At 60.2% G+C, this 22,103-nt stretch carries 22 protein-coding genes and 2 pseudogenes; 7 read left to right on the top strand and 17 right to left on the bottom strand.

Annotated elements, in window-relative coordinates; translation table 11 throughout:
- Nucleotides 1-259, top strand: a 259-nt coding sequence (locus AAEZ06_RS14735; protein ID WP_350614969.1) for a hypothetical protein, incomplete at its 5' end; no start/stop codon positions are given.
- 38 nt (nt 260-297) lie between these two features.
- Entirely contained in the window at nt 298-2,190 is a 1,893-nt protein-coding gene (mrdA, locus tag AAEZ06_RS14730; protein WP_149413693.1) for a penicillin-binding protein 2, read from the top strand.
- Between the two features lie 28 nt (nt 2,191-2,218).
- On the opposite strand, the gene AAEZ06_RS14725 is transcribed toward mrdA, so the two are convergent.
- Nucleotides 2,219-2,629, bottom strand: coding sequence for a GFA family protein (locus AAEZ06_RS14725; RefSeq protein WP_149413692.1), 411 nt, complete (start codon nt 2,627-2,629; stop codon nt 2,219-2,221).
- A gap of 337 nt (nt 2,630-2,966) precedes the next feature.
- Between AAEZ06_RS14725 and AAEZ06_RS14720 the strand changes: the two genes are divergently transcribed.
- Nucleotides 2,967-3,101, top strand: a complete 135-nt coding sequence (locus AAEZ06_RS14720) for a hypothetical protein (protein ID WP_371923862.1) — start codon at nt 2,967-2,969, stop codon at nt 3,099-3,101.
- A 1-nt stretch (nt 3,102) separates the two neighbouring features.
- Here AAEZ06_RS14720 and AAEZ06_RS14715 read toward each other — a convergent pair whose 3' ends face one another.
- From AAEZ06_RS14715 to AAEZ06_RS14695, 5 genes are all read right to left on the bottom strand, one after another.
- A complete protein-coding gene (locus AAEZ06_RS14715; protein WP_149413691.1) occupies nt 3,103-4,083 on the bottom strand; it encodes a cyclase family protein in 981 nt (326 codons plus the stop codon).
- Between the two features lie 28 nt (nt 4,084-4,111).
- Nucleotides 4,112-4,870 (bottom strand): SDR family oxidoreductase, encoded by a 759-nt coding sequence (locus tag AAEZ06_RS14710; RefSeq protein ID WP_149413690.1) that lies wholly within the window; start codon nt 4,868-4,870, stop codon nt 4,112-4,114.
- Between the two features lie 32 nt (nt 4,871-4,902).
- Complete coding sequence (locus tag AAEZ06_RS14705; RefSeq protein WP_350614966.1) at nt 4,903-6,351, bottom strand: aldehyde dehydrogenase family protein; 1,449 nt, start codon at nt 6,349-6,351, stop codon at nt 4,903-4,905.
- 2 nt (nt 6,352-6,353) lie between these two features.
- The gene (locus AAEZ06_RS14700; RefSeq protein WP_350614964.1) at nt 6,354-7,460 is read right to left on the bottom strand and encodes a tartrate dehydrogenase; all 1,107 of its coding nucleotides are present in this window, start codon (nt 7,458-7,460) and stop codon (nt 6,354-6,356) included.
- Nucleotides 7,461-7,594: 134 nt separating this feature from the next.
- Complete coding sequence (locus AAEZ06_RS14695; RefSeq protein ID WP_350614962.1) at nt 7,595-8,482, bottom strand: LysR family transcriptional regulator; 888 nt, start codon at nt 8,480-8,482, stop codon at nt 7,595-7,597.
- A gap of 228 nt (nt 8,483-8,710) precedes the next feature.
- On the opposite strand from AAEZ06_RS14695, the gene AAEZ06_RS14690 reads away from it, so the two are divergent.
- A complete protein-coding gene (locus AAEZ06_RS14690) occupies nt 8,711-11,068 on the top strand; it encodes a DNA polymerase II (RefSeq protein ID WP_350614960.1) in 2,358 nt (785 codons plus the stop codon).
- Here the strand turns inward: AAEZ06_RS14690 and AAEZ06_RS14685 are convergent.
- Nucleotides 11,065-11,295, bottom strand: coding sequence for an AbrB/MazE/SpoVT family DNA-binding domain-containing protein (locus AAEZ06_RS14685; protein WP_149413687.1), 231 nt, complete (start codon nt 11,293-11,295; stop codon nt 11,065-11,067). The genes AAEZ06_RS14690 and AAEZ06_RS14685 overlap by 4 nt on opposite strands.
- Before the next feature lie 57 nt (nt 11,296-11,352).
- Here AAEZ06_RS14685 and AAEZ06_RS14680 point away from each other — a divergent pair, with 57 nt between their 5' ends.
- Both AAEZ06_RS14680 and AAEZ06_RS14675 read left to right on the top strand, forming a co-directional pair.
- A complete protein-coding gene (locus AAEZ06_RS14680; protein ID WP_350614958.1) occupies nt 11,353-11,988 on the top strand; it encodes a glutathione S-transferase N-terminal domain-containing protein in 636 nt (211 codons plus the stop codon).
- Nucleotides 11,989-12,149: 161 nt separating this feature from the next.
- On the top strand, nt 12,150-12,710 hold the full coding sequence (locus AAEZ06_RS14675) for a DUF4174 domain-containing protein (protein WP_149413685.1): 561 nt from the start codon (nt 12,150-12,152) through the stop codon (nt 12,708-12,710).
- Nucleotides 12,711-12,788: 78 nt separating this feature from the next.
- On the opposite strand, the gene AAEZ06_RS14670 is transcribed toward AAEZ06_RS14675, so the two are convergent.
- From AAEZ06_RS14670 to inhA, 3 genes and pseudogenes are all read right to left on the bottom strand, one after another.
- A complete protein-coding gene (locus tag AAEZ06_RS14670; RefSeq protein WP_149413684.1) occupies nt 12,789-14,291 on the bottom strand; it encodes a mannose-1-phosphate guanylyltransferase/mannose-6-phosphate isomerase in 1,503 nt (500 codons plus the stop codon).
- Nucleotides 14,291-14,497: pseudogene (locus tag AAEZ06_RS14665) on the bottom strand (sugar transferase); the annotation flags it as partial. The pseudogene AAEZ06_RS14665 and the gene AAEZ06_RS14670, both read right to left, overlap by 1 nt.
- A 139-nt stretch (nt 14,498-14,636) precedes the next feature.
- A complete protein-coding gene (inhA, locus tag AAEZ06_RS14660; RefSeq protein WP_350614955.1) occupies nt 14,637-15,317 on the bottom strand; it encodes an isonitrile hydratase in 681 nt (226 codons plus the stop codon).
- Between the two features lie 118 nt (nt 15,318-15,435).
- Between inhA and AAEZ06_RS14655 the strand changes: the two genes are divergently transcribed.
- Nucleotides 15,436-16,419: a GlxA family transcriptional regulator gene (locus AAEZ06_RS14655; RefSeq protein ID WP_350614953.1), complete on the top strand. Its 984-nt coding sequence runs from the start codon at nt 15,436-15,438 to the stop codon at nt 16,417-16,419.
- 10 nt (nt 16,420-16,429) lie between these two features.
- Here AAEZ06_RS14655 and AAEZ06_RS14650 read toward each other — a convergent pair whose 3' ends face one another.
- The 7 genes and pseudogenes from AAEZ06_RS14650 to AAEZ06_RS14620 form a co-directional block, all read right to left on the bottom strand.
- Nucleotides 16,430-17,344, bottom strand: coding sequence for an alpha/beta fold hydrolase (locus AAEZ06_RS14650; RefSeq protein WP_350614951.1), 915 nt, complete (start codon nt 17,342-17,344; stop codon nt 16,430-16,432).
- A gap of 37 nt (nt 17,345-17,381) precedes the next feature.
- Nucleotides 17,382-17,945 (bottom strand): GNAT family N-acetyltransferase, encoded by a 564-nt coding sequence (locus AAEZ06_RS14645; protein WP_350614949.1) that lies wholly within the window; start codon nt 17,943-17,945, stop codon nt 17,382-17,384.
- Nucleotides 17,942-18,301 (bottom strand): VOC family protein, encoded by a 360-nt coding sequence (locus AAEZ06_RS14640; protein WP_149413679.1) that lies wholly within the window; start codon nt 18,299-18,301, stop codon nt 17,942-17,944. The genes AAEZ06_RS14645 and AAEZ06_RS14640 overlap by 4 nt, the downstream gene beginning before the upstream one ends.
- Nucleotides 18,301-18,933: a BRCT domain-containing protein gene (locus tag AAEZ06_RS14635; RefSeq protein ID WP_149413678.1), complete on the bottom strand. Its 633-nt coding sequence runs from the start codon at nt 18,931-18,933 to the stop codon at nt 18,301-18,303. Before AAEZ06_RS14635 ends, AAEZ06_RS14640 begins: the two co-directional genes overlap by 1 nt.
- Nucleotides 18,934-18,946: 13 nt before the next feature.
- Nucleotides 18,947-19,336: pseudogene (locus tag AAEZ06_RS14630) on the bottom strand (hypothetical protein).
- A 103-nt stretch (nt 19,337-19,439) separates the two neighbouring features.
- On the bottom strand, nt 19,440-21,266 hold the full coding sequence (locus AAEZ06_RS14625) for a glycoside hydrolase family 15 protein (RefSeq protein WP_350614946.1): 1,827 nt from the start codon (nt 21,264-21,266) through the stop codon (nt 19,440-19,442).
- Complete coding sequence (locus AAEZ06_RS14620) at nt 21,259-22,059, bottom strand: glucose 1-dehydrogenase (protein WP_149413676.1); 801 nt, start codon at nt 22,057-22,059, stop codon at nt 21,259-21,261. The genes AAEZ06_RS14625 and AAEZ06_RS14620 overlap by 8 nt, the downstream gene beginning before the upstream one ends.
- Nucleotides 22,060-22,103: the final 44 nt, after the last annotated feature.

Below are 22,103 nucleotides of genomic sequence, written 5' to 3'. Positions count from 1 at the left end.
AAAGCAGATGGGGTTTTGTTTTGGGCGATGGAAAAGTATGAGCGAGCGCCTGCCAGTCGCCTTCAATGCTAAAGTCCATCCCTCTGTCGAGTATCCACACGCCCAGAACGAAGAAAAATGCATGAATAGGAACAGTAATATTGATACACAAGCACGAATCAGACTCGGAGGATTGCCGTTGGGGAAAGCGATGCAAAGTGTTTCGGCATTTTTGGTATGGTGCAGCAGATTTTCACAGGGACGTATTTTTCAGACGTAGGAGGCGGTGCCTATCTTATTCAACGAGATGCTGTAGAAATGCCTGAACCGATACCCATCAAAGATCACGAAAAAGAAAACCGCCTGGTCAACAAGCGGCTATTGGCCTGTGCGCTGTTCGTGGTCGGCATTACCTGCGCCCTGGTAGGGCGGATGTATTTCCTGCAGGTGGTGGAGTTTGACTATCACTCCACTATTTCGGAAAACAACAGGGTCCATGTCCTACCGATTACCCCGACCCGCGGGCTGATCTATGACCGCAATGGCGTAGTCCTAGCTGACAATCGACCCAGCTACAACCTGACCATCACTCGCGAGCGCGCCGCTGATCTCAAGGGCGAACTGGACTCCATCGTCAGCCTCCTGCACCTGCCAGCCGAAGACCGCACGGTATTCGATAAGGCGCTGAAGCAGGCGCGTCACCCCTTCGTGCCCGTGACGCTCTTTTACGAGCTGACCGAAGAACAGATCGCCGTGCTCGCCGTCAACGAGTTCCGCCTTCCCGGTGTGGACGTGGAGCCGCAGTTCGTTCGTCACTATCCATTGGGGGCGCACTTTGCCCACTCCATTGGCTACGTCGGGCGCATCAACGAAAAAGAATCCAAGTCGCTGGACTCGGTTGAATACCGTGGCACGCAATCCATCGGCAAAACCGGTATTGAACGCTTCTACGAGTCGCAGTTGCACGGCCACGTCGGCTATGAAGAGGTCGAAACTAACGCTCAAGGCCGTGTCCTTCGGGTGCTCAAGCACACCGACCCCATCCCGGGGGAAAACATCGTCCTCAGCCTGGACGTCAAACTCCAGGAAGCTGCCGAAGAAGCCTTGGGCGATCGCCGAGGATCGGTGGTGGCCCTTGATCCGCAAACCGGCGAAGTCCTGGCGATGGTCAGCAAGCCGAGTTTTGACCCGAACCTGTTCGTCACCGGCATTAGCTTCAAGGAATACGCCGCGCTGCATGACTCCCTAGACCGGCCACTGTTCAACCGAGTGTTGCGCGGACTCTACGCGCCAGGTTCGACCATCAAGCCGGAAGTGGCCATCGCCGGTCTCGACAGCGGTGTAGTCACCGCCCAGACCCGAGTGTTCGACCCTGGCTACTACCAGCTCCCGAATTTCGACCACAAATACCGCAACTGGAACCATAGCGGCGACGGCTGGGTGGATATGGACGCTGCAATCATGCGCTCCAACGACACTTACTTTTATGACTTGGCCCACAAGCTCGGCATTGATCGCTTGCACGACTACATGGCCGAGTTCGGCTTGGGCCAGAAAGTTTCCCTGGACATGTTCGAAGAGTCCGCCGGTTTGATGCCTTCCCAGGCCTGGAAGCGCGCCACCCGCCGCCAGCCGTGGTTTCCGGGGGAAACAGTGATCCTTGGCATCGGCCAGGGCTATATGCAGGTCACGCCATTGCAACTGGCCCAGGCCACCGCGCTGATCGCCAACAAAGGCGTGTGGAACCGCCCGCATCTGGCCAAGACCATCAACGGGGTGCCGCCAGTAGATGAAAATCCGATGCCCAACGTTGTCCTCAGAAATCCGCGGGATTGGGAGCAGGTCAACCACGGCATGCAGTTGGTGATGCACGACCCTCGTGGTATCGCCCGGGCTTCCGCAGCCGGCGCGCAATACCGGATTGCCGGCAAAAGTGGCACCGCTCAGGTGGTGGCGATCAAGCAGGGCGAGCGCTACAACCGCTTGAAGACCCTGGAGCGCAACCGAGACAACGCCTTGTTCGTCGGTTTCGCCCCGGCGGAGCACCCGAAAATCGTGATTTCGGTGATGATCGAAAACGGTGAGGCGGGCGGTCGTGTGGCGGGTCCCGTAGTGCGGCAAATCATGGATGCATGGCTGCTGGATCAGGACGGCCACTTGAAGCCGCAATACGCCACGCCAAGCAAGGCGCCGGGTGATCCCCACGTCTGAAGCCCGGCTCAGGAAGGCGTGAGGATACTCATGCCCTCCATTCCTCCCACCGAGCTATCCCTTCATAGGCCAGCCACGGTACATCATGGGACGTCCAGATGTGACATTCAGGCCTGTCTCCCGGGTCATCATCCAAAGTCGCCACGCGCACAATCACATGAGGTTGATGCGCTCGTTCGGCCATCAGATGAGAGCCGCAGCGCGAGCAGAAATGCCTGAACTTTCCCGGTGAAGATTCGAACGACGATAACAGCGATTGGCCTTGAACCCAGCGAAAATGCTCACGCATGACCCCCGCAGTTGCGACGAATGCCGCCGCATGCGCCTTGCGACAGCTCTGGCAGTGACAGTGGCTGACAGGCATGTCGAGCCTGTCCAGTTGGTATTGCACGGCTTTGCACAAACAGCTGCCATGGAGAGGTTTCAGCGGACTATTCATAAAGTGCCGGCGTTTGGGGGGAGAGGCGATTATTCTACCTTGAGCGCGGGAAGGCACATGGGGCCGCTCCCGCTGCGAAGTCGACAAGCAATTGTAGGTAGGACTGAACACAACAACCTATTCGACCAGAAGCACTACGATGGCCTGGGCACCTTCAACTCGTGCTCCTACGGCGAGCCGCCGCGCAACCCGTAGGTTGTGCATTGGTCTATTCAGCCTTTGTGAGCTGTCGTGATCTTCAGTTGCACCTACACTTGGCGACCTTCGGCGCCTTCCAGCACCCTGCATTTTCCACCGTCTTATCGACCATGGTTCAGCCTGGGAGTAGGCCGGGCAAATCTGGTACGACACCTTGTGCGATAAACGCCTGGACAACGATGCGGATTTCAAGGACTTCGCCACACTCACGGTCGATCATGCCCGGCAATGCTTCGGTACTACCCAGGCCCAGGCCGTGTCCTACGACGGGTGAGCTATTTGATCACTACCGGGTTCACCGGCGCGCCGCTGCCACCAACAATCTTCAAAGGCGCGGCGGTGTAGAGGAACTTCCACTGGCCGTCGTTGGCACAATCGGCGGCCAGATCCTCCAACAGCACGATCTCGGTAAAGGCGATCCCCAGGTTGCGCATCAACGCGCAATGCAGCGGAATCTGTACCCCGGACACCGGATCGGTGATCACCTCGTTGGCGATGGTGTCGGTCACCAGATTGGGGATTTCCATCTCGTGGAACCACTCCACCAGTTCCCGGCTGTAGGTCAGCCCCGGTTCCATCAAATCCTTGAAGAACTCAGTCTTGCCCAGCTCATAAAACGCACCCATGGAGCCGGTGCGGATGATCAGGATGTCGCGCTTTTCGATGGTCACGCCCTGGGCCTTGGCGGCGTCGAGCAAGTCCAGGTGGTTGAAGGTTTCGCCACGGCCCAAGCACTTCTTGCCGCGATGGCGGGCCATGTCGATCAGTACCGCACGCCCGACCACGCCGCGCTCGGCGATGGCCAGCACACTGGCCTTGGCCATGCCGCCGACAGTGCTCTGGGCGTCGTAGCCGTTCCACAATTGATTGTCGTACCAGGCGTGGCCGAGGGCGTCGTACTGGGTCGAGCCTTGCAGCTGCATGAAGATCACGTCATCGGAATACGCTGCGCCGCCGGTCATGTGCGGCTGTTTTCCAAAGTGGTAATGGCTGTGATCTAGGGTGTTGAAGCGCATGGACGGATTGCGCGCTGGCCACATTGGGTCGCCGCCCGGATGGCCGATCTGCACTTGCAGGGTAAAGGTCTTGCCCTGACGCACGGCTGCAACGCCGCGCAGTACTTCGGCTTCGGTCAGGTAATTGAGGGCGCCGACTTCGTCGTCCGGCCCCCATTTACCCCAGTTCTTTGGCAGGCCTTCCAATAATTGCTTAGTGTTCGGTTCGTTGTTATTGCTCTTGTTATGCAGGTCGCACATATCGATTCTGATCCCTTCAGTCGTTGAGTTACACGCAGCGCCCACCATCGACTTCAAGGCAGGTGCCGGTGATGAACGCCGCTTCGTCCGAGGCGAGATACAAGCAGGCATTGGCCACATCCTGTGGGGTGGAAAAGCGCCCCAGCGGAATGCTCGCCATGAACCTCTGACGGTTCTCTGGAGTGTCCGGCACGCCCATGAACTCACTGAGCAGCGCCGTGGCGCCCACCACTGGATTCACGCAGTTGACGCGAATATTGTCCGGCCCCAGTTCCGCCGCCATGGTCTTGCTCATGACCACCACCGCGCCCTTGCTGCCGTTATACCAGACCAATCCCGGACGCGGACGAATCGCTGCCGTCGAGGCGATATTGACGAATACGCCGCCGCCCTGGCCGCGAAAATGCGGCACAAAATGCTTGGCGCTGAGGAAGATGCTTTTGACGTTGACCGAAAATACCCGGTCGAACTCCGCTTCATCGACTTCCAGCATCGGCCGGTTGCGGTGAGTGGTGCCGGCGTTATTGATGACGATATCCAGCCCGCCAAATTGCTCCAGGGTGTCACGGAGCAGGGCGCCCATGCTTTCATCATTGGCCACGTTGACCTCGATAAAGTGTGCATGGCCACCGTTTTCAGCGATTTCATTGACCACCCGCTGACCGCCGATGGCATTCATATCGGCGACGATAACCCGTGCACCCTGTTGGGCGAAGGTCTTGGCGATGCCTTCGCCAAAGCCGGAACCTGCCCCGGTAACGATGGCGACTTTGTTTGCTAGACGCATGGAGTGTTCTCCTTTCTTGTTGTTGTGATGAATCAGCCGTGTTTGATTGCAATGGTCTTCAAGGTGGTAAAGCCCAGCAGTGCCTCGAAGCCTTTTTCCCGGCCATAACCGCTGGCCTTGACGCCGCCGAACGGCAATTCGACGCCGCCGCCCGCACCGTAGTTATTGATAAATACCTGGCCGCAACGCAGCTTGCGGGCCAGGCGCATTTGCCGTGCGCCGTCGCGGGTCCAAACGCCCGCCACCAGCCCGAATTCGGTGCCGTTGGCCAGGCGAATGGCCTCGGCCTCATCGTCAAAGGGCATTACCGCTAGTACTGGTCCAAAGACTTCCTGCTGCGCCAGGCGGCTGCCTTCTGGCACGTCGCGAAACAGCACTGCTTCCTGGAAATAGCCACCGCTGCCGGCTTCGGCCACCACGGTGCCGCGCGCCGCAACCGTGATCCCTGCCTGTTCGGCTTCGCGAATAAACTCACGCACCAGACGTTGCTGTTTTTGATTGATCAGCGGGCCCATATCCAGGTCCAGCGTCGATGGACCGGCGCGTAGTTCAGAGAAGCGCTGGCTGAGTCTTGCCAACAACGCTTCATAAATACTGCGATCCACCAAAAGGCGGCTACCCGCCGAACAGGTCTGCCCGCAGTTCTGCACGATGGCATTGACCAGTACCGGCAGCGCCTCGTCCAGGTCTGCATCGGCAAAGACGATTTGCGGCGACTTGCCGCCCAGTTCCAGGGTCACTGGGCAATGGCGTTCGGCGGCAGCTTTCGACACCGCGGTGCCAGTAACGGTGGAACCGGTGAAGGAGATGTGATCGATGCCCGGATGAGCGCACAACGCTGCGCCCGCTTCATAGCCGTAGCCGGTGACCACGTTGATCGCACCTGCCGGGAAGCCCACCTCGGCGGCAATTTGCGCCAGGCGCAGCAGCGACAGGCTGGCGTCTTCCGCCGGCTTGACCACGCAGGCATTGCCCGCCGCCAACGACGCGCCGACGCTGCGGCCAAAAATCTGCATCGGGTAATTCCACGGGATGATGTGCCCGGTCACGCCGTGGGGTTCGCGCACCGTCAGCACCGTGTAACCAGCCTGGTAGGGCAGGGTTTCGCCGTGCAGCTTGTCGGCGGCGCCGGCGTAATACTCAAAATAACGGGCCAGGGCGGTGGCGTCGGCGCGGGCGACTTTCAGCGCCTTGCCGGTGTCCCGCGCTTCGATCTGCGCCAATTCTTCGTGATGTTCCAGTACCGCCATACCGAGCTTGGCCAGCAAGCGGCTGCGCTCTACAGCAGACAATGCCCCCCACGGGCCGTCGAAGGTTTCGCCCAGTGCCAGGCGCGCGGCGCTGATGGCCGAATCAATATCGGCAGCGCTGCCACGGGCAATACTGGAGTAGGTTTCACCGGTACTCGGATCGATCACCGCAATGTCTTCCAGCGAGGTGGAGGCCTGCCATTGATTGTCGATGTAATGTGCGTTTTTCATGCTCAACTCCTGTTCCCGGCGACGCATGCTGCGATGGCCCGACCTACTTCAAGGGTGTTGGCGCTGCCGCCCATTTCTCGGGTGTGAGGGCCTTCGGCGAGGACCGTTTCGATGGCGCTGACGATAGCCGCAGAGGCTTCCTGATAGCGCGGATTGCCGTCTCCCAAGTGCTCGATCATCAGCGCCGCCGACCAGATCTGGCCGATCGGATTCGCGATGCCAAGCCCGGCAATGTCCGGCGCCGAACCATGTACGGGCTCAAACAATGAAGGAAAGCGTCGCTCCGGGTTGAGGTTGGCCGACGGCGCAATGCCGATGGTGCCGGTACAGGCCGGGCCCAGGTCGGAAAGGATGTCGCCAAACAGATTGGACGCCACCACCACGTCAAACCAATCAGGGTGCTGGACGAAGTGGGCGCAGAGGATATCGATGTGAAACTTGGCGGTCTTGACGTCCGGGTAGCGCTGGGCGATCAGGTTCACCCGCTCGTCCCAGAACGGCATGGTGATGGAAATGCCGTTGGACTTGGTCGCTGCCACCAGGTTTTTTCTTGGTCGCTGCTGTGCCAGCTTGAAGGCGTAGTCCACCACCCGGTCTACGCCTTCGCGGGAGAATATCGACTCCTGCACGGCGATCTCCCGCGAGGTGCCTTCCCACATCCGCCCACCGACGCTGGAGTATTCGCCCTCGGTGTTTTCCCGCACCACGATAAAGTCGATATCTCCCGGCACTCGACCGGCCAGGGGGCAGGGCACGCCAGGCATCAGGCGCACTGGGCGAATATTCACGTATTGGTCGAACTGGCGACGGATCTTCAGCAGCGATTCCCACACGGCGGTGTGGTCGGCAATGATGTCCGGCGCGCCGACGGCGCCGAAGAAAATCGCGTCATGGCTGCCGATCTGCTCGGCCCAGTCGTCCGGCATCATGGTGCCGTGGGCCAGATAGTGCTCGCTGCACCAGGCAAAGTGATCGAAGTGAAAGCCAATGCCAAAGCGCTGGCTGACGGCTTCCAGCACCCGCAGGCCTTCGGGCACCACCTCGCGGCCGATGCCGTCGCCGGGAATCACGGCGATGCGGTGGATGGGGCTGGTCGTGGAATTGGACACGCCGTGTCTCCTGTTTTGTTTTTCTTATTGTTCAAAAGTAAGGGCAACTCTGGCGGGGCATTTTTGGCACAGGTGTGGCAGTTGGGGAATTGCTTATTGTGGAATCGGCCTTCGCGAAATTCGAAGGCCGATGGTTATGCGCGGTTGCAGGCGCTGAAGTAGTCGAACAACGCCAGGCTAGTCAGCGAAGGCTGTTCCTTGCGCATGCAGAGGTACATCTGTCGGTCGGCCCAGCTGTCGTCGATTTCGATAAAGCGCAAGGCCATCTCCTTGCGGAAGATCTGCACCGCACCCTGCGGCAGCACGCCAACACCTTGGCCTGCGGCGATCAGGCGGCACACCGCTTCGAAGCTGCGCACCTGCACCCGCAACCTCAGGGGCATACCGATTGCAGCGGCAGCCTCGGTGATCAGCGGCGTGATGGCGGCGTTGTCTTCCAGGCCGACAAAGTCATAGCCGAGCAAATCCTCAAAGCGTGCATGACGCATTTTGAGCGGGTGGTCGCTGGGCACGATCAGGCACAGGCGATCCTGGCAGTAGGGTTCAAAGCGCAACTCTTCACCGCTGGGCCGGGTGGTGACGATGCCGACATCAGCCACGCCTTCGCGCACGGCCTGGATAATCTCCCGGCTGCGCTCTTCGCGGATATCTACGCGGATGCCGGGATGCAGCGCGTTCCAGTGGGTCAGTTGGCGCGGCAGTTCCTGACTCATCGCCGAACTGTTGGCATACAGGCAGACCCGGCCGGTGGCGCCCTTGGCGTAATCGGCGAGGTCGGCGTGCATTACATCCACCGCCCGCAGGATCGACTGCGCATGCTGGGCCAACACGTCCCCGGCTGCCGTCGGCAATACACCGGTGGACGTGCGGCTCAGCAGGGCAACCTTGAAGTGCTGCTCCAGCAACGACAGGCGCCGACTGGCGGCGGAAAGGGAGATATGCGACTGCTCGGCCGCCCGGGACAGGCTGCCCAGCTTGACCGTCTTGAGAAACAGTTCGATGGAAGTGAGGTCGGGGGCCATGCTGGGGTCCTTGTGGGGGGTGTTGGAAAACTACGCAGTTGGCGAGTGGCTGTCCAACCACCGGGAGGTAAAGCAGCTCCCACGCTAGTTCTACCTTGTTTGTCAGTCCACATGACTGGCATTTGGATAAAGGTGTGCGTGCACGTAGGTAATTTCCGTTAACGTGCCGTGTTTTGTGGGATGCCGAGTAGAATTACGCCCTGAAAGCGATTCTTGAGGTGCGGCACGGTGGATCTACAGCAGGGTTTTGTCCTGACCCGGCATTGGCGCGATACCCCGGCGGGCACGGAGGTCAGTTTCTGGCTGGCCACCGACCAGGGCCCCCGGCATATCCGCTTACCTGTGCAGCCTTCGGTGATGTTTATCCCGGCCGCCCATCGCAAGCCCGCCGAAATGCTGCTGCGGGGGGAGCGCAATGTCCAATTGCGTCCCCTTGAGCTGTGCGACTTCCATCATCGCCCCGTGCTGGGCCTCTACACTCGCCAGCATCGCCAACTGATGGACCTGGAAAAGCGCCTACGCAAGGCTGGCGTCGATGTTTACGAAGGCGACGTGCGCCCACCCGAGCGCTACATGATGGAGCGCTTTATCACAGCGCCAGTGTGGTTTGGCGGTACGCCTGACAGTAGCGGCACACTGCTGGACGCGCAGATGAAGCCCGCGCCGGACTACCGCCCGCCACTGAAGCTGGTCTCCCTGGACATCGAAACCACCGCCCAGGGCGACCTGTACTCCATCGCCCTGGAAGGCTGCGGTGAACGCCAGGTGTACATGCTCGGCCCGCCCAACAAAACCGACGCGGTGGACTTCAAACTCGACTATTGCGACAGCCGCGCCCAGTTGCTTGAACGCCTGAACCAATGGCTGGCGCAACACGACCCCGATGCCATTATCGGCTGGAATCTGGTGCAGTTCGACCTGCGGGTCCTTCACGAACATGCCCAACGCCTGAACGTGCCGCTGTTGCTGGGCCGTGGCGGCGATGCCATGGGCTGGCGCGAACACGGCAGTCGCAATCACTATTTCGCCGCCGCAGCCGGGCGGTTGATCATCGACGGTATCGAAGCCCTGCGCTCGGCGACCTGGAGCTTTGAATCCTTCAGCCTGGAAAACGTCGCGCAGACCTTGCTGGGCGAAGGTAAATCGATTTCCACGCCGTACCAGCGCATGGACGAAATCAACCGCATGTTCGCCGAAGACAAGCCCGCCCTGGCGCGCTACAACCTCAAGGACTGCGAACTGGTGACGCGGATTTTTGAGAAGACCGAGTTGCTTAAATTTCTCCTGGAACGTGCCAGCGTCACCGGTCTGCCGGCTGACCGCAACGGCGGCTCGGTGGCGGCCTTTACTCACTTGTACATGCCGCTGATGCATCGCCAGGGCTTTGTCGCGCCGAACCTCGGCGACAAACCACCCCAGGCCAGCCCCGGCGGCTTTGTCATGGATTCGCGCCCCGGCCTTTACGAGTCGGTGCTGGTGCTCGATTACAAAAGCCTCTATCCGTCAATTATCCGCACCTTCCTCATCGACCCGGTAGGGCTGGTGGAAGGTCTGCGTTATCCCGAAGACAGCGAATCGGTGGAAGGCTTTCGCGGTGCGCGTTTTTCCCGTACCCGTCACTGCCTGCCAGCCATCGTCGCCCGTGTATCGGAAGGCCGCGAAGTGGCCAAGCGCGAACACAACGCGCCGCTGTCCCAGGCTCTGAAAATTATCATGAACGCCTTCTACGGCGTGCTCGGTTCCAGCGGCTGCCGGTTCTTCGACACGCGGCTGGCGTCGTCCATCACCCTGCGCGGCCACCAGATCATGCGTCAGACCCGTGAGCTGGTTGAGGCCCAGGGCTATGAAGTGATCTACGGTGACACCGACTCCACTTTTGTCTGGCTGGGTAGTGCCCACTCCCAGGAGGACGCCGCACGTATTGGCCTGGACCTGGTGCAACGCGTCAACCAGTGGTGGCGCGAGCGCCTGCAGAGCGAGTTCGGTCTGCAAAGCGCCCTGGAGTTGCAGTACGAAACCCACTTCAGCCGTTTCCTGATGCCGACTATTCGCGGTGCGGAGGAGGGCAGTAAGAAGCGCTACGCCGGCCTGGTGACGCGGGCCGATGGCAGCGAAGAAATGGTCTACAAAGGCCTGGAAACCGTGCGCAGCGACTGGTCGCCCCTGGCGCGGCAATTCCAGCAGGAGCTTTACCAGCGGATATTCCATCGCCAGCCCCACCAGGATTATGTGCGCGACTATGTGCGTCGCACCCTCAGTGGTGAGCTTGATGAGCTGCTGATCTACCGCAAACGCCTGCGCCGGCAGCTAGGCGACTATGAACGCAACGTCCCGCCCCATGTGCGCGCCGCGCGCCTGGCAGACGAATACAACGACCGCCAGGGCCGTCCGCGTCAGTACCAGAATGGTGGCTGGATCAGCTACGTGATCACCGTCAACGGCCCCGAACCCCTGGAAATACGCCAGGCGCCAATCGACTACGACCACTATGTAACCCGACAATTGCAGCCTGTCGCCGATGCGATTCTGCCGTTTGTGAATGATGACTTCGGCACGTTGGTCGGCGGTCAAATGGGTTTGTTCTAAACGGCTTGCCTGGAGGCTATGTGGGTCAGCTCTTCCACCAACTCATCCATCCGGTCCGCGATCTTCGGCGTGGTGGACAACACAAAACCCTTTTGCGTGCCCACGTAGGTTTCGACGATATACAGCGTATCGCCCACATCCAGCCCCAGTTCCTGCAAGGCTTCATCCGGCAGGCGAATGGCGCCGTCGCCGTCCCAGTCTTCGATAGTGACCCGTTTGCTGTGCATGATGGACTTCCGTTAAGCGATTGATACTCTAGCCTACCACCTCACGAGGCTCAGTCCGTGTACACACTCTACGGAACCCAAGGCACCGGCTCGTGCATCATCGAAATCGCCCTGCAGCGCTGCGGTGTGCCGTGGTGTCAGGTCGATGCCTGTTCCTGGGAAGACACACCGGGCAGCGAGGCCCTGGCGCGGGTCAACCCGCTTAAACAGATCCCCACCTTGCAACTGCCCGATGGCAGCGTATTGACGGAAAGTGCGGCGATTTTGATTCACCTGGGCCTGGTATTTCCTGCATCAAACCTGCTGCCAGGCGACCGCGCACAAGTCATTCGCGGCCTGGTGTATATCGCCGCCAACTGTTATTCGGCGATTGGCATCATCGACTATCCAGAACGCTGGTTGGCGAGCGCCGACCAAGCAATGCAGGCGCAGTTGATCGCAGGTGCGCGACAGCGCCTGCATCTGGCCTGGGACGTGTTTGCCGATCAATTTGCCGGGCAGCTGTTTGCGTCGCAATCGGTTCCGAACGCCTTGGGCGTCATGGCCGCGGCGGTGTCGCGCTGGGCGGGTGGGCGTGATGCGTTGCAACAGTCACGGCCTGAGTTTGCCTGGACCTTGGCGCAGATAGATATCGAACCGTTGGTGGCCCCGGTGTTCGCCCGGCACTGGCCTGACTGGGCGGCGCAATCATAGCTGCGTAATCAGAAGAAACAATGAGCCCTGAAGCTACGTAACCCCTTGCGTCGCGGGCGTCCTGACCTACGCTTTCTGGAAGGCTTGTAGGAATCATCCTTGAATTTGACTGTCGCAGACATGAAACTCAAGAACCTGCATGGAATTAGAAGGAGGTGCGCATGCTCATCCGGTCGCTGACCCTGGCTACCTTGATGGCTTTTACGGGGCCGCTGTTGGCTGCGGATAACCGAGGTCCGCTGGAACAGGATCTAGGCAAGTTCCGCCCGCTGATCGTTATTGCGCCCAGCTCCATCGACCCGACACAGGTCAAGCTCAAGAAAGATCTTGAAGATCCTGCCAACAAGCAACTCTTCACCGAGCGCAGCATGGTGCTCTACACCGTGAACTACACCAACATTGGCACCGCTGGCCAGCGCGACGGCAAGGACTTGGGTGCCCAGGATACCAACGCGCTGATTCGTGCGCTCAAACTCGGTGCCGGCGCCGGCACTAAAGTGATCCTGGTAGGCAAGGACGGCGAGAAGAAAGTGGAAAAGACTGTTCCACCGGATACCCTCGATCTTGCGGAATTCTTCGCTGCCGTCGACAAGATGCCCGTGGCTGAAAAAGAAGCGGCCGCGCCTGCTGAACCGCAACCCGCCGCCCCGGCCGCTGGCAAGGCTGGTGCCAAACCCGGCAAGACAACCAAACCGGCAGCCCCTAAGCCGTTGGATGACTAAGCTGCTCGCTATCCGACCAGCGTGACGCTGGATCGGGTGGCGCTTTCAGGATGCCTTCTACGAGATCTCCAGAATGCCTCACCTGAGCAACGGCTTTTTGCTGTGGTGCCAGGGCTTCGGCTCCTTTGGCAAATCCACCGGCGCGCGACCGTAAATATCGTCGTAGCGCACGATGTCGTCTTCCCCAAGGTACTCGCCGCTCTGCACCTCGATCATCACCAGGTCGATGATGCCGGGGTTGGTCAGGCGGTGTTTGTGCCCGGCGGGGATGTAGGTGGACTCGTTCATGTTGAGGATGATTTCCCTGTCACCATTGGTGATCATCGCCGCGCCGCTGACCACTACCCAGTGCTCGCTGCGGTGATGGTGCATTTGCAGGGACAACGAAGCCTTGGGCTTGACCACGATGCGCTTGATCTTGAACCGGGTACTTTCCTCCAGCACCGTGTAGGTGCCCCACGGCCGGGTTACGGTGCGGTGCAGGCTGAACGCCGGATGGTTCCGGCGCTTGAGTTCGGCGACGATGTAGCGCACGTCCTGGCTGCGGTTGGCGTCGGCAATCAGGATCGCGTCCGGGGTGTCGACGATGATCAGGTCGCGCACGCCGACCGCGCCGAGTACACGCTTGGGCGAGTCGATGTAGCAGTTATGCACGTCGTGCAGGATCGCCTCTCCATTGATCTGGTTGCCGTTTTCATCGCTCGGTGTGAGCTGGCGCAGGGCTTCCCAGGAACCGATATCGCTCCAGCCGATGTCGCAGGGCACCACGGCAACCTGGGCGGATTTTTCCATCAGCGCCACGTCGATGGAGATGTCCGGCGCGGTGCCGAAGCCTTCCGGGCTCAATTCGCGCTGGCGGCAACTGTTGTTGCGCAGGGTCTGGCTGTGTTCCAGCGCCAACTGGGCCGCATCCAGCACCGCCGGGGCGTGGGTGGCCAGTTCTTCAAGCAGGGTGGTGGCCTTGAAGCAGAACATCCCGGCATTCCACAGGTGCTTGCCGCCGTCCAGATAACCCTGGGCAGTAGCCAGGTCAGGCTTTTCGACGAAGCGTTTGACCCGGAAACCGTCACCCAGGGCCGCGCCCTGTTCTATATAGCCGAAGCCGGTTTCCGGGCGGTCGGGCTGGATGCCAAAGGTCACCAGATAGCCGGCCTCGGCCAGGTTGCGGGCCTGACTCACGGCCTCGGCGAAGGCACGTTCATCAAGGATCAGATGGTCGGCAGGCATCACCAGCAACTGCGCTTCGCCACCGAAATGCTCCTGCACATGCAGGGCGGCCACGGCGATGGCGGCGGCAGTGTTGCGACCGAACGGTTCGAGCAGCAGGTCGAGGGCCAGGTGCGCCTTGTTGACGGCGCGATAGTCGTCGAGGGTGCAGAACAACAGGTCGCGGTTGGTCACCGTCAGGATGCTTTCCACGCCTGGCAGATGACTGGCCCGCAGGAAGGTCTTCTGCAACAGGCTTTGGTCGTCACGCATACGCATGAACGGCTTGGGCATGTTCTGCCGGGAAACAGGCCACAATCGCGTGCCCGAGCCGCCGGAAATGATGCACGGAATCAATCCGTTGAGGGTGTTCATCAATAGACTTCCTTGGTGGAAAGAACGGCCGGGATCGTCATGAAAACGATGTACAGGCCTAGCCACACTGACCACTTGGCGATGTATTCCAGGTCGTATTCAACCCGCTTCTGGATCTTGAACAGGGTGTCGGTTTCGCCACGGTAGCTGTTGATCTGCGCCCAGCCGGTAATGCCTGGCTTGACCCGGTGACGTGAGCCGACCTGGCGCAGCAGTCTTAATTGATAGTATTTCGCATTTTAGTCGCTGGCTGATGGATTGAGCAATCGTCGAGATGAGGACTGCGCGGATGTACACAAGTCGAGTGTGGGAGTTGGCAAGCCTGCACATTTTTGCCCCGTACCTTCAACCCAGCCGCGCCGCCGCCCGCGCCACGATCTCACCGCGAGTCTTGCGCGATTCAATCGTGCGCTTGTTGGCCTCTTCCAGCACATGTTTGGGCGCTGTGTCCGGCCGGCCCGAATTGAACGGTGGCGCAGGCGCATATTCCAACTGCAATTGCACCAACTGCGCGGCCGCCTCGCTATACAGCTCCGCCGCCAGCGTCAGCGCAAAATCAATTCCGGCCGTGATCCCACCGCCCGTGAACAGATTGCCGTCACGCACCACACGCTCTTGCACCGCAATCGCGCCCAAGGTGGTCAGCATGTCGTGGTAAGCCCAGTGCGTAGTCGCTCGCCGCCCCCGCAGCAATCCCGCCGCCCCGAGTACCAGCGACCCGGTGCAAACCGACGTCACATAGCGCGCGGTTCGCGATTGCACCTTTAGAAAGTCCAGCATCTGCGGGTCTTCCATCAACGGTCCGACACCGGCACCCCCCGGCACGCAAATCACATCCAGCACAGGGCATTCGTCATAGGTCATGGTCGGCGTAAATACCAGCCCGGTGCTGGAAGTGACCAGCGCCAGGTCTTTCCAGATCAGGTGCAGCTTCACATCTGGCAACGATGCCAGCACGTCATAAGGCCCGGTGAGGTCCAGTTGCTGGATGCCGGGGAACAACACAAAGCCGATCTGCAAGGTCATGGCGAAACTCCTGATATAGGGGAAGTGTTATAGGCGGCGTGATAAATGAATGGACGGCTTCACTCTAGTTACCTAGTCTTTGGCGCATACGCCATTTACCCAACGAATCACGCCAATCATGCCGAAAACTGTCCATGTGCTCGCGTTCCCCAATGTGCAAGTGCTCGACGTCACCGGGCCGCTGCAAGTGTTTGCCTCGGCCAACGACCTGGCCCGCCAGCAGGGTTTGCCGTTGCCTTATGCGGTGACGGTGATTGCCTCGCAGGCCGAACCGGTGATGACCTCCGCCGGCCTGGCCCTGGTAGCCGAGCCACTGCCGGCGGCCGATGCGCCGTGTGACACGCTGGTGATTGCTGGTGGCTGGGGCGTGTACGGTGCCGCCGAGGACCCGGTGTTGGTGGACTGGGTTCGGCAAAAGGCCGGGCAATCGCGACGGATGACCTCGGTGTGCACCGGCGCTTTCCTGTTGGCCGCCAGTGGCCTGCTGGACGGCTGCCGGGTGGCGACCCACTGGACCCGCTGTGCAGAATTGGCCCTCAAGTACCCAAAACTGCAGGTCGAGGCCAACCCGATTTTTATCCAGCAAGGTTCGGTGTGGACCTCCGCGGGAGTTACCGCCGGCATCGATTTGTGCCTGGCTTTGGTGGAGGAAGACTTGGGGCGTGCCGTGGCCCTGGAAGTGGCGCGGCACCTGGTGGTGTTTCTCAAGCGCCCGGGAGGGCAATCTCAGTTCAGCGTGACACTGTCCTTACAACAAGTGTCCCTGCAAAAGGGCAGCAGCCGTTTCAGCGAGTTGCACGCCTGGATGGCCGAACACCTGAGCCTGGACTTGAGCATCCCGACCCTGGCTGCTCAGGCGGGTATGAGCGAGCGCAGTTTTGTGCGTCATTATCGCGCCGAAACCGGCCAGACCCCGGCGCGGGCTGTGGAGTTGATGCGGGTGGAAACCGCCCGCCGGCAACTGGCCGACAGCGCCACGTCGATCAAGCGAATCGCCGTGCAATGCGGTTTTGGCAGCGAAGAAACCCTGCGTCGCAGTTTTTTGCGGGCCTTGTCGGTGACGCCCCAGGCCTATCGTGAGCGGTTTTCCGTCAGCCAGTGATAGCGCAGGCTCAGTCATTCCCCGTTCGATCAAGCACCTCAATCAGCGCCTCAAGCGTCGCCTGCGGTGCTTCCTGGGGAATATTGTGGCCCACCCCCGGCAGCACCCTCCGTCGATAAAACCCGCTGAAACGTCCCTGGTCATCATCCAGCACAGGCGCGGGCCCCACACCGTCGTCGGCCCCGCACAATGAAATACTCGGCACCGAAATCGCCGGCGGCTGCACCAGCGCCTGTTCTATCCCTTCCAGCGTAGGGTCGCCTGGGGCATACATGAAGCGGTGGCGATAGGAGTGGATCACCACCTCGACAAAGTCCGGGTTATCAAACGACGGCGCCGTCTGGCTGTACAGGTTCGGCCCGTGCGCCCAGGACGGCGACCACAGCGACCACAGCAGTTCACACAGCTCGCGACGTTTGGCGGTCAGGCCATCGACGCCCCGTTGCGTATGGAAGTAAAACTGGTACCACAGGCGATGTTCAGTGATCGCTGAACGGGGTTTGATCGACGCCGCAATGTCCTGAATGTTGTAGCCATCGCCCGTCACCAGGCAGCGCACCCGCTTGGGCCACAGCGCCGCGACGATGCAGGCGGCGCGTCCGCCCCAGTCATAACCCGCCAGGGCGGCTTTTTCGATGGACAGAGCATCCATGAAATCCAGCAAATCCTTGGCCAGGGCCGCCTGCTGGCCGGAGCGCATTATGTGCGCGTTGATAAACCGAGTTGGGCCATAGCCGCGCAGGTAGGGCACCAGCACCCGCAAGCCCCGTGCAGCGAGGGCCGGGGCGATGTCGTCGTAGCCGCGCGGGTCGTAGGGAAAACCGTGGAGCAGAATTGCCACTTCGCCATCGGCCGGGCCATGGGCTTCATAGGCTATGTCGAGCATCGGGGTGCGAACGTAATGCAGCGGTGCGATGTGGTTCATCGGTGCTCCGTTCGAAGGGACAGAAGACTGAGGGGATTTAGCCGGAAATTACCGTGGATGCTGTCGGATAATCATGGGCCAGTAACGCCAATATGTGCAGGTCCTGACGCTGGCTGGCCCAGAACCCCGCCCCGCGCAACGTACCTTCCTTGCCGAACCCCAGACGTCCAAGCAATGCCAGCGACGAGTGGTTCTGCGGGTGTACCAGGGCTTCGACGCGATGCAATTGCATTTCGGCAAAACCCCAATCGAGCATGGCCCGCAATGCTTCACCCATCAACCCTCGGCCCCGAGCCTTGGTTGCCAGCTCACAAGCCAGCGAACAACTGCTCCAGCCCCGATTCCACTTGAAAAAACCACAGGTGCCCAGCAATTGGCCGTCGCATTCCAGCCCCCAGCGTGTACCAGGATTGGCCTGGGTGCGCCACTGAGCAAAGGTCTCGATCAAGGCCTGGGCCTGAAGCAGGTCCGTCATGGGATCAACGCCAAACCACTGCATGGCCTCGGCATCGCGATAAATCGAAAACAGAGCCGGGGCATCGCTGGCGACCAACTCCCTTAGCAGCAAGCGTTCGGTGTACAGGGTCGGGAAAGCACTCATGTCGCACCTCCAGGCTGGCGCAATCCGATGCAATTGCCCCACGGATCACGCACCTGGCATATCCAGTGCCCGTCCTCAATCGTCATCGGTCCGCGATACAGCGTGGCTCCCAGGGCAACCAGCCGCTGTACTTCCTGCTGAATATCCACCACTCGCCAGTACACCACCGACCCGGCTGCGCCGCTGGCGACCTTGTTATCGGCATTCACAATCTCGATAGCCACACCGTCCATATCCAGGTGACCGAAATCGTCCGGCTCGTGATAAACGCGCGTGGCCGCTGGAAACGCAGCGGCGTACCACTCGGTAGCGACGCGCCAGTTGGGGGTGTGGATGAGGATGGAGAGGATCGGCATCAGTCGAACAACACCTTTTGCCAGTGGGTTTCGCTGATGATGGCTATAGGGGCACCGCTGTTTCTCAACTCGACGGCTTTTTTGATCTTTGTGCCATAAGAACTGTGAAGCCATTGCTCGTTGCCGACGCTGCCAATCACCAGGAAATGGACTTTTTTGCTGACCGAGTTGCCAATCAATCCGCCTCGTTCGATGACCAGTGATTCACATTCCTTGCGAGGCCCATAAGCCATAATGCCGGTGAATAGGAAGACCTGATCCAGCCAATTCAATGTAGGAACAGGGTCGTTCAGTGGAAGGCTTGTGGCTGAAGTTGCACGTAGGGGAACGCCTACGGTAACGCCCCCAAACTGGCGCAGCATTTCCAACAGTTCTGCGGACTCTTCCTCATCCAGAACCCCGTCGCTCAGCATGCTGGTGAGGCGCTGATAGAGAATATTGACAACAGGGTCTTCCAGGTGGATCAGGTGAGTTTCGATCCAGGTCTTGAGAAACTCGGCTTCCAGTTGATTGATTTTTCCATCGGCTGCCAATCCAGAGGTGATGCCGAGCAGCGCATCGGCAGAGCGCCGATCAATACGTGCCTTGTGGAAGAAACGGCTATTTTCGAATTCCTGATACAGGTCGACCATGCGTTCTTGCTCTCTAGTTTTCTGTTTCGGGGGACTGATTGAAATATTTAGCCTTGTCCGGCGTGAAGGTGACGATCATCTGGGTGCGCGAACAGGTCAGCGCGGTTTCCAAGGTAGGATCGATGTCAAGGCTCTCACTGCGAAGTCCTTGCCACTGTGCTAGGTAGTTGAGGGAACCGAACTTTTCGAGTTTTTTAAGGCTACGACTCACCCCACCTTTCCAGCCTAGCGGGGGAAGCTCACCAGCGAGGCAAGCTTGTGCAAGCTCAGGTTGTTTTGCTGCAAACTCTTGGCCGACCTCCCAGCATTTGATCAGCCCTTTGTCGCTGCCTTCCCACATCTCACTTCAGCTCAAGATTGGCCGTGGAGTGGCGCTTATGCTTCGTCGTATGTGCTGGGTCATATTCTTTCCTTGAATATCTGGCGGTGCAGTAAAACGGTCGCACCGATATATACATAGCTTTTGATAATTGCAAAATAACCTGTGGCGGGTGGGCTTGTCCCCCTCAAGGCTGCCAGACGGTTTTCACGCCACTCAGCTTGCGATCCAGAAACGTAGCCGCGCTGATCAACGCCAAATGGCTCAACGCTTGTGGCGTATTGCCCAGATGTCGTGCCTGGCTGTCGAACTCCTCGGCATACAAACCCAGCGGATTGGCGTAGCGCAGCAACTGCTCAAACTCCAGGTGCGCCTTTTCCACTTGGCCTGCACGGGCCAAACATTCGACGTACCAGAATGAACAGGCGGCAAACGCGCCTTCGGTGCCTTGCAGGCCGTCGATCTGGCTATCGTCGTTGCGATAGCGGTAGACCATGCCATCGCGCACCAGGCTTTTCTGGATCGCGTCCAGGGTCGACAACCAGCGCGGATCGGTAGCGGCAACGAAGCGCACCAGCGGCATCAGCAGCATCGAACCGTCGAGTTGGGTGCTGCCGATATGCTGCACGAAATGCCCGCGTTCTTCGTTCCAGAAATTGCTCCAGATATCTTCATGAATCGCCTGGCGGGTCTGGTCCCAAAGGGCGAACGGCGCCGGCAGCGAACGTTTGGAGGCCAGGCGAATGGCGCGGTCCAGGGCCACCCAGCACATCAGCCGCGAATGCAGAAAGTGATGCTGTTCGCCGCGCATCTCCCAGATGCCGACGTCTTTGTGGTTCCAGGTTTCACAGACCTGACCCACCACTTCCAGGGTGTGTTTCCAGCCTTCATGGGAGATGGCTTCGCCGTATTTGTTGACCAGGTACACCGCGTCCATCAGTTCGCCGAAAATATCCAGCTGTACCTGGTCGTAGGCCTCATTACCGATACGTACCGGTTGCGCGCCGCCATGGCCGCGCAGGTGGCTCAGCTCGGTTTCGGGCAGTTCCTGGCGACCGTCGATGCCATACAGGATGTTGATCTTCATGGGCGCGCCGCAGCAGTCGCTGACCCGGCCCTTCAACCAGCGCATGTAGCTGTTGGCTTCCTCGACAAAGCCCAGGCGCATAAAGGCGTAGACGGTGAACGACGCATCGCGGATCCAGGTGTAGCGGTAGTCCCAGTTGCGCTCGCCGCCGGGGGTTTCCGGCAGGCCGAAGGTGGCGGCGGCGACGATGGCGCCGTGTTTACGCGAGGTCAGAAGCTTCAAGGCCAAAGCCGAGCGGTTGACCATTTCCCGCCAGCGTCCGCGATAGTTGGACTGGGCGATCCAGCCGCGCCAGAACTTCAAGGTGCGCTCCAGGCACAGGTCGGTGCTGGTGCTTTCAATCCTGGGATCGTCGATGCCGCCGAGGACAAATTCGGCGCCTTGTTCCTGTTCCAGGGTGAAGCTGGCGACGGCTGCGTCGCCGTCGATCTGCAGGGCGTGGCTGCTGGCCAGGCGCAGGCCGGGTTGACCAGGCGCCTCAAAGCACACGTCGTCAGTGTCGGCGGTGGCGCGGGTTGGCGCACGGGCGTAGTCATGGCGTACTGCGCAGCGCAGGTGAATCGTCGCCTTGCCGCTGACCACCCGCACCCGGCGAACCAGCAATGGCAGGTCGTCGACTTCTTCGCTGATGGTCAACAGGTCGGTGATTTCCACCACCGCCTCATCGCTGAGCCAGCGGGTTTGCAGGACGTTGGTATCCGGCAGGTAAATTTGCTCGCGGCGGGCGTCGGGCAAGTCCGGTGTCAGTTGGAAAATCCCGGCAGCGGGGGAGTCCAGCAACGAACAGAAGATCGACGGGCTGTCGAACTCCGGCCAGCAGAAAAAGTCGATGCTGCCCTTGTCGTTGACCAGGGCGGCAGTGCGCATATCTCCGATGATGCCGTGGGCATCAATGGCGCTTTGTGCTTCGTTCTTCAGATCAACCATTGCCTCTGAACTCCGGATAAAGGCTCATGCCGCCATCAATAAACAAAGTGCTGCCCACCACATAATCGGAGGCATCGCTGGCCAGCCACACCACCGCGTTGGCCACGTCTTCGACATCGCCGACCCGACCGTAGGGAATCAACTTGAGCAGTTGTTGCTCGGCATCGCCCTCGGTGGCGGCGCGGTTGATTGCTGTGCGAATCGCCCCCGGCGCGATGCCGTTGATGCGAATGCGCTGAGGGCTGACTTCCTGGGCGAGGGTGCGCATCAGCATCTCGACACCGCCCTTGGACGCCGCGTAGTTGACGTGCCCGGCCCAAGGAATGAGTTGGTGGACCGAGCTCATGTGGATGATTTTTCCGGCGGCCCGGGAGACACCTTCGCGGATGCCCTGGCGATTGAAAATACGCAAGGCTGCGCGGGCACAGAGGAACTGGCCGGTGAGGTTGACGCCGATGACGGCGTTCCAGTCGTCGAGGGTCATGTCCACGGCTGCGGCGTCTTTCTGCATACCGGAGTTGGCCACCAGAATGTCCAGGTGGCCGAAGGCGTCGAGGGTTTGCGCAAACAGTCGCTCGACATCGGCCTCTTTCGAGACATCGGCGCCGAGGGCAATCGCCCGGCCACCGCTGGCATTGATCTGCGCCGCCAAGGCTTGGGCCGGCGCCGCCTGGGCGTTGTAGTTCAGCACCACTGCAGCACCGGCCTCGGCCAGAGCCTTGGCAGCCCCGGCACCGATCCCGGAACTGGCGCCGGTGACCAGGGCCACTTGTTGATCCAACGAGATACGCATTCAGCACCCAACCTTTTCCAGAGCGTTCAGTTAGCTGACTGGCG

The sequence above is a fragment of the Pseudomonas sp. HY7a-MNA-CIBAN-0227 genome, from assembly GCF_040310325.1.
In the GTDB taxonomy this organism is placed as follows: domain Bacteria; phylum Pseudomonadota; class Gammaproteobacteria; order Pseudomonadales; family Pseudomonadaceae; genus Aquipseudomonas.
This window is presented reverse-complemented; position numbering and strand designations above follow the sequence as displayed.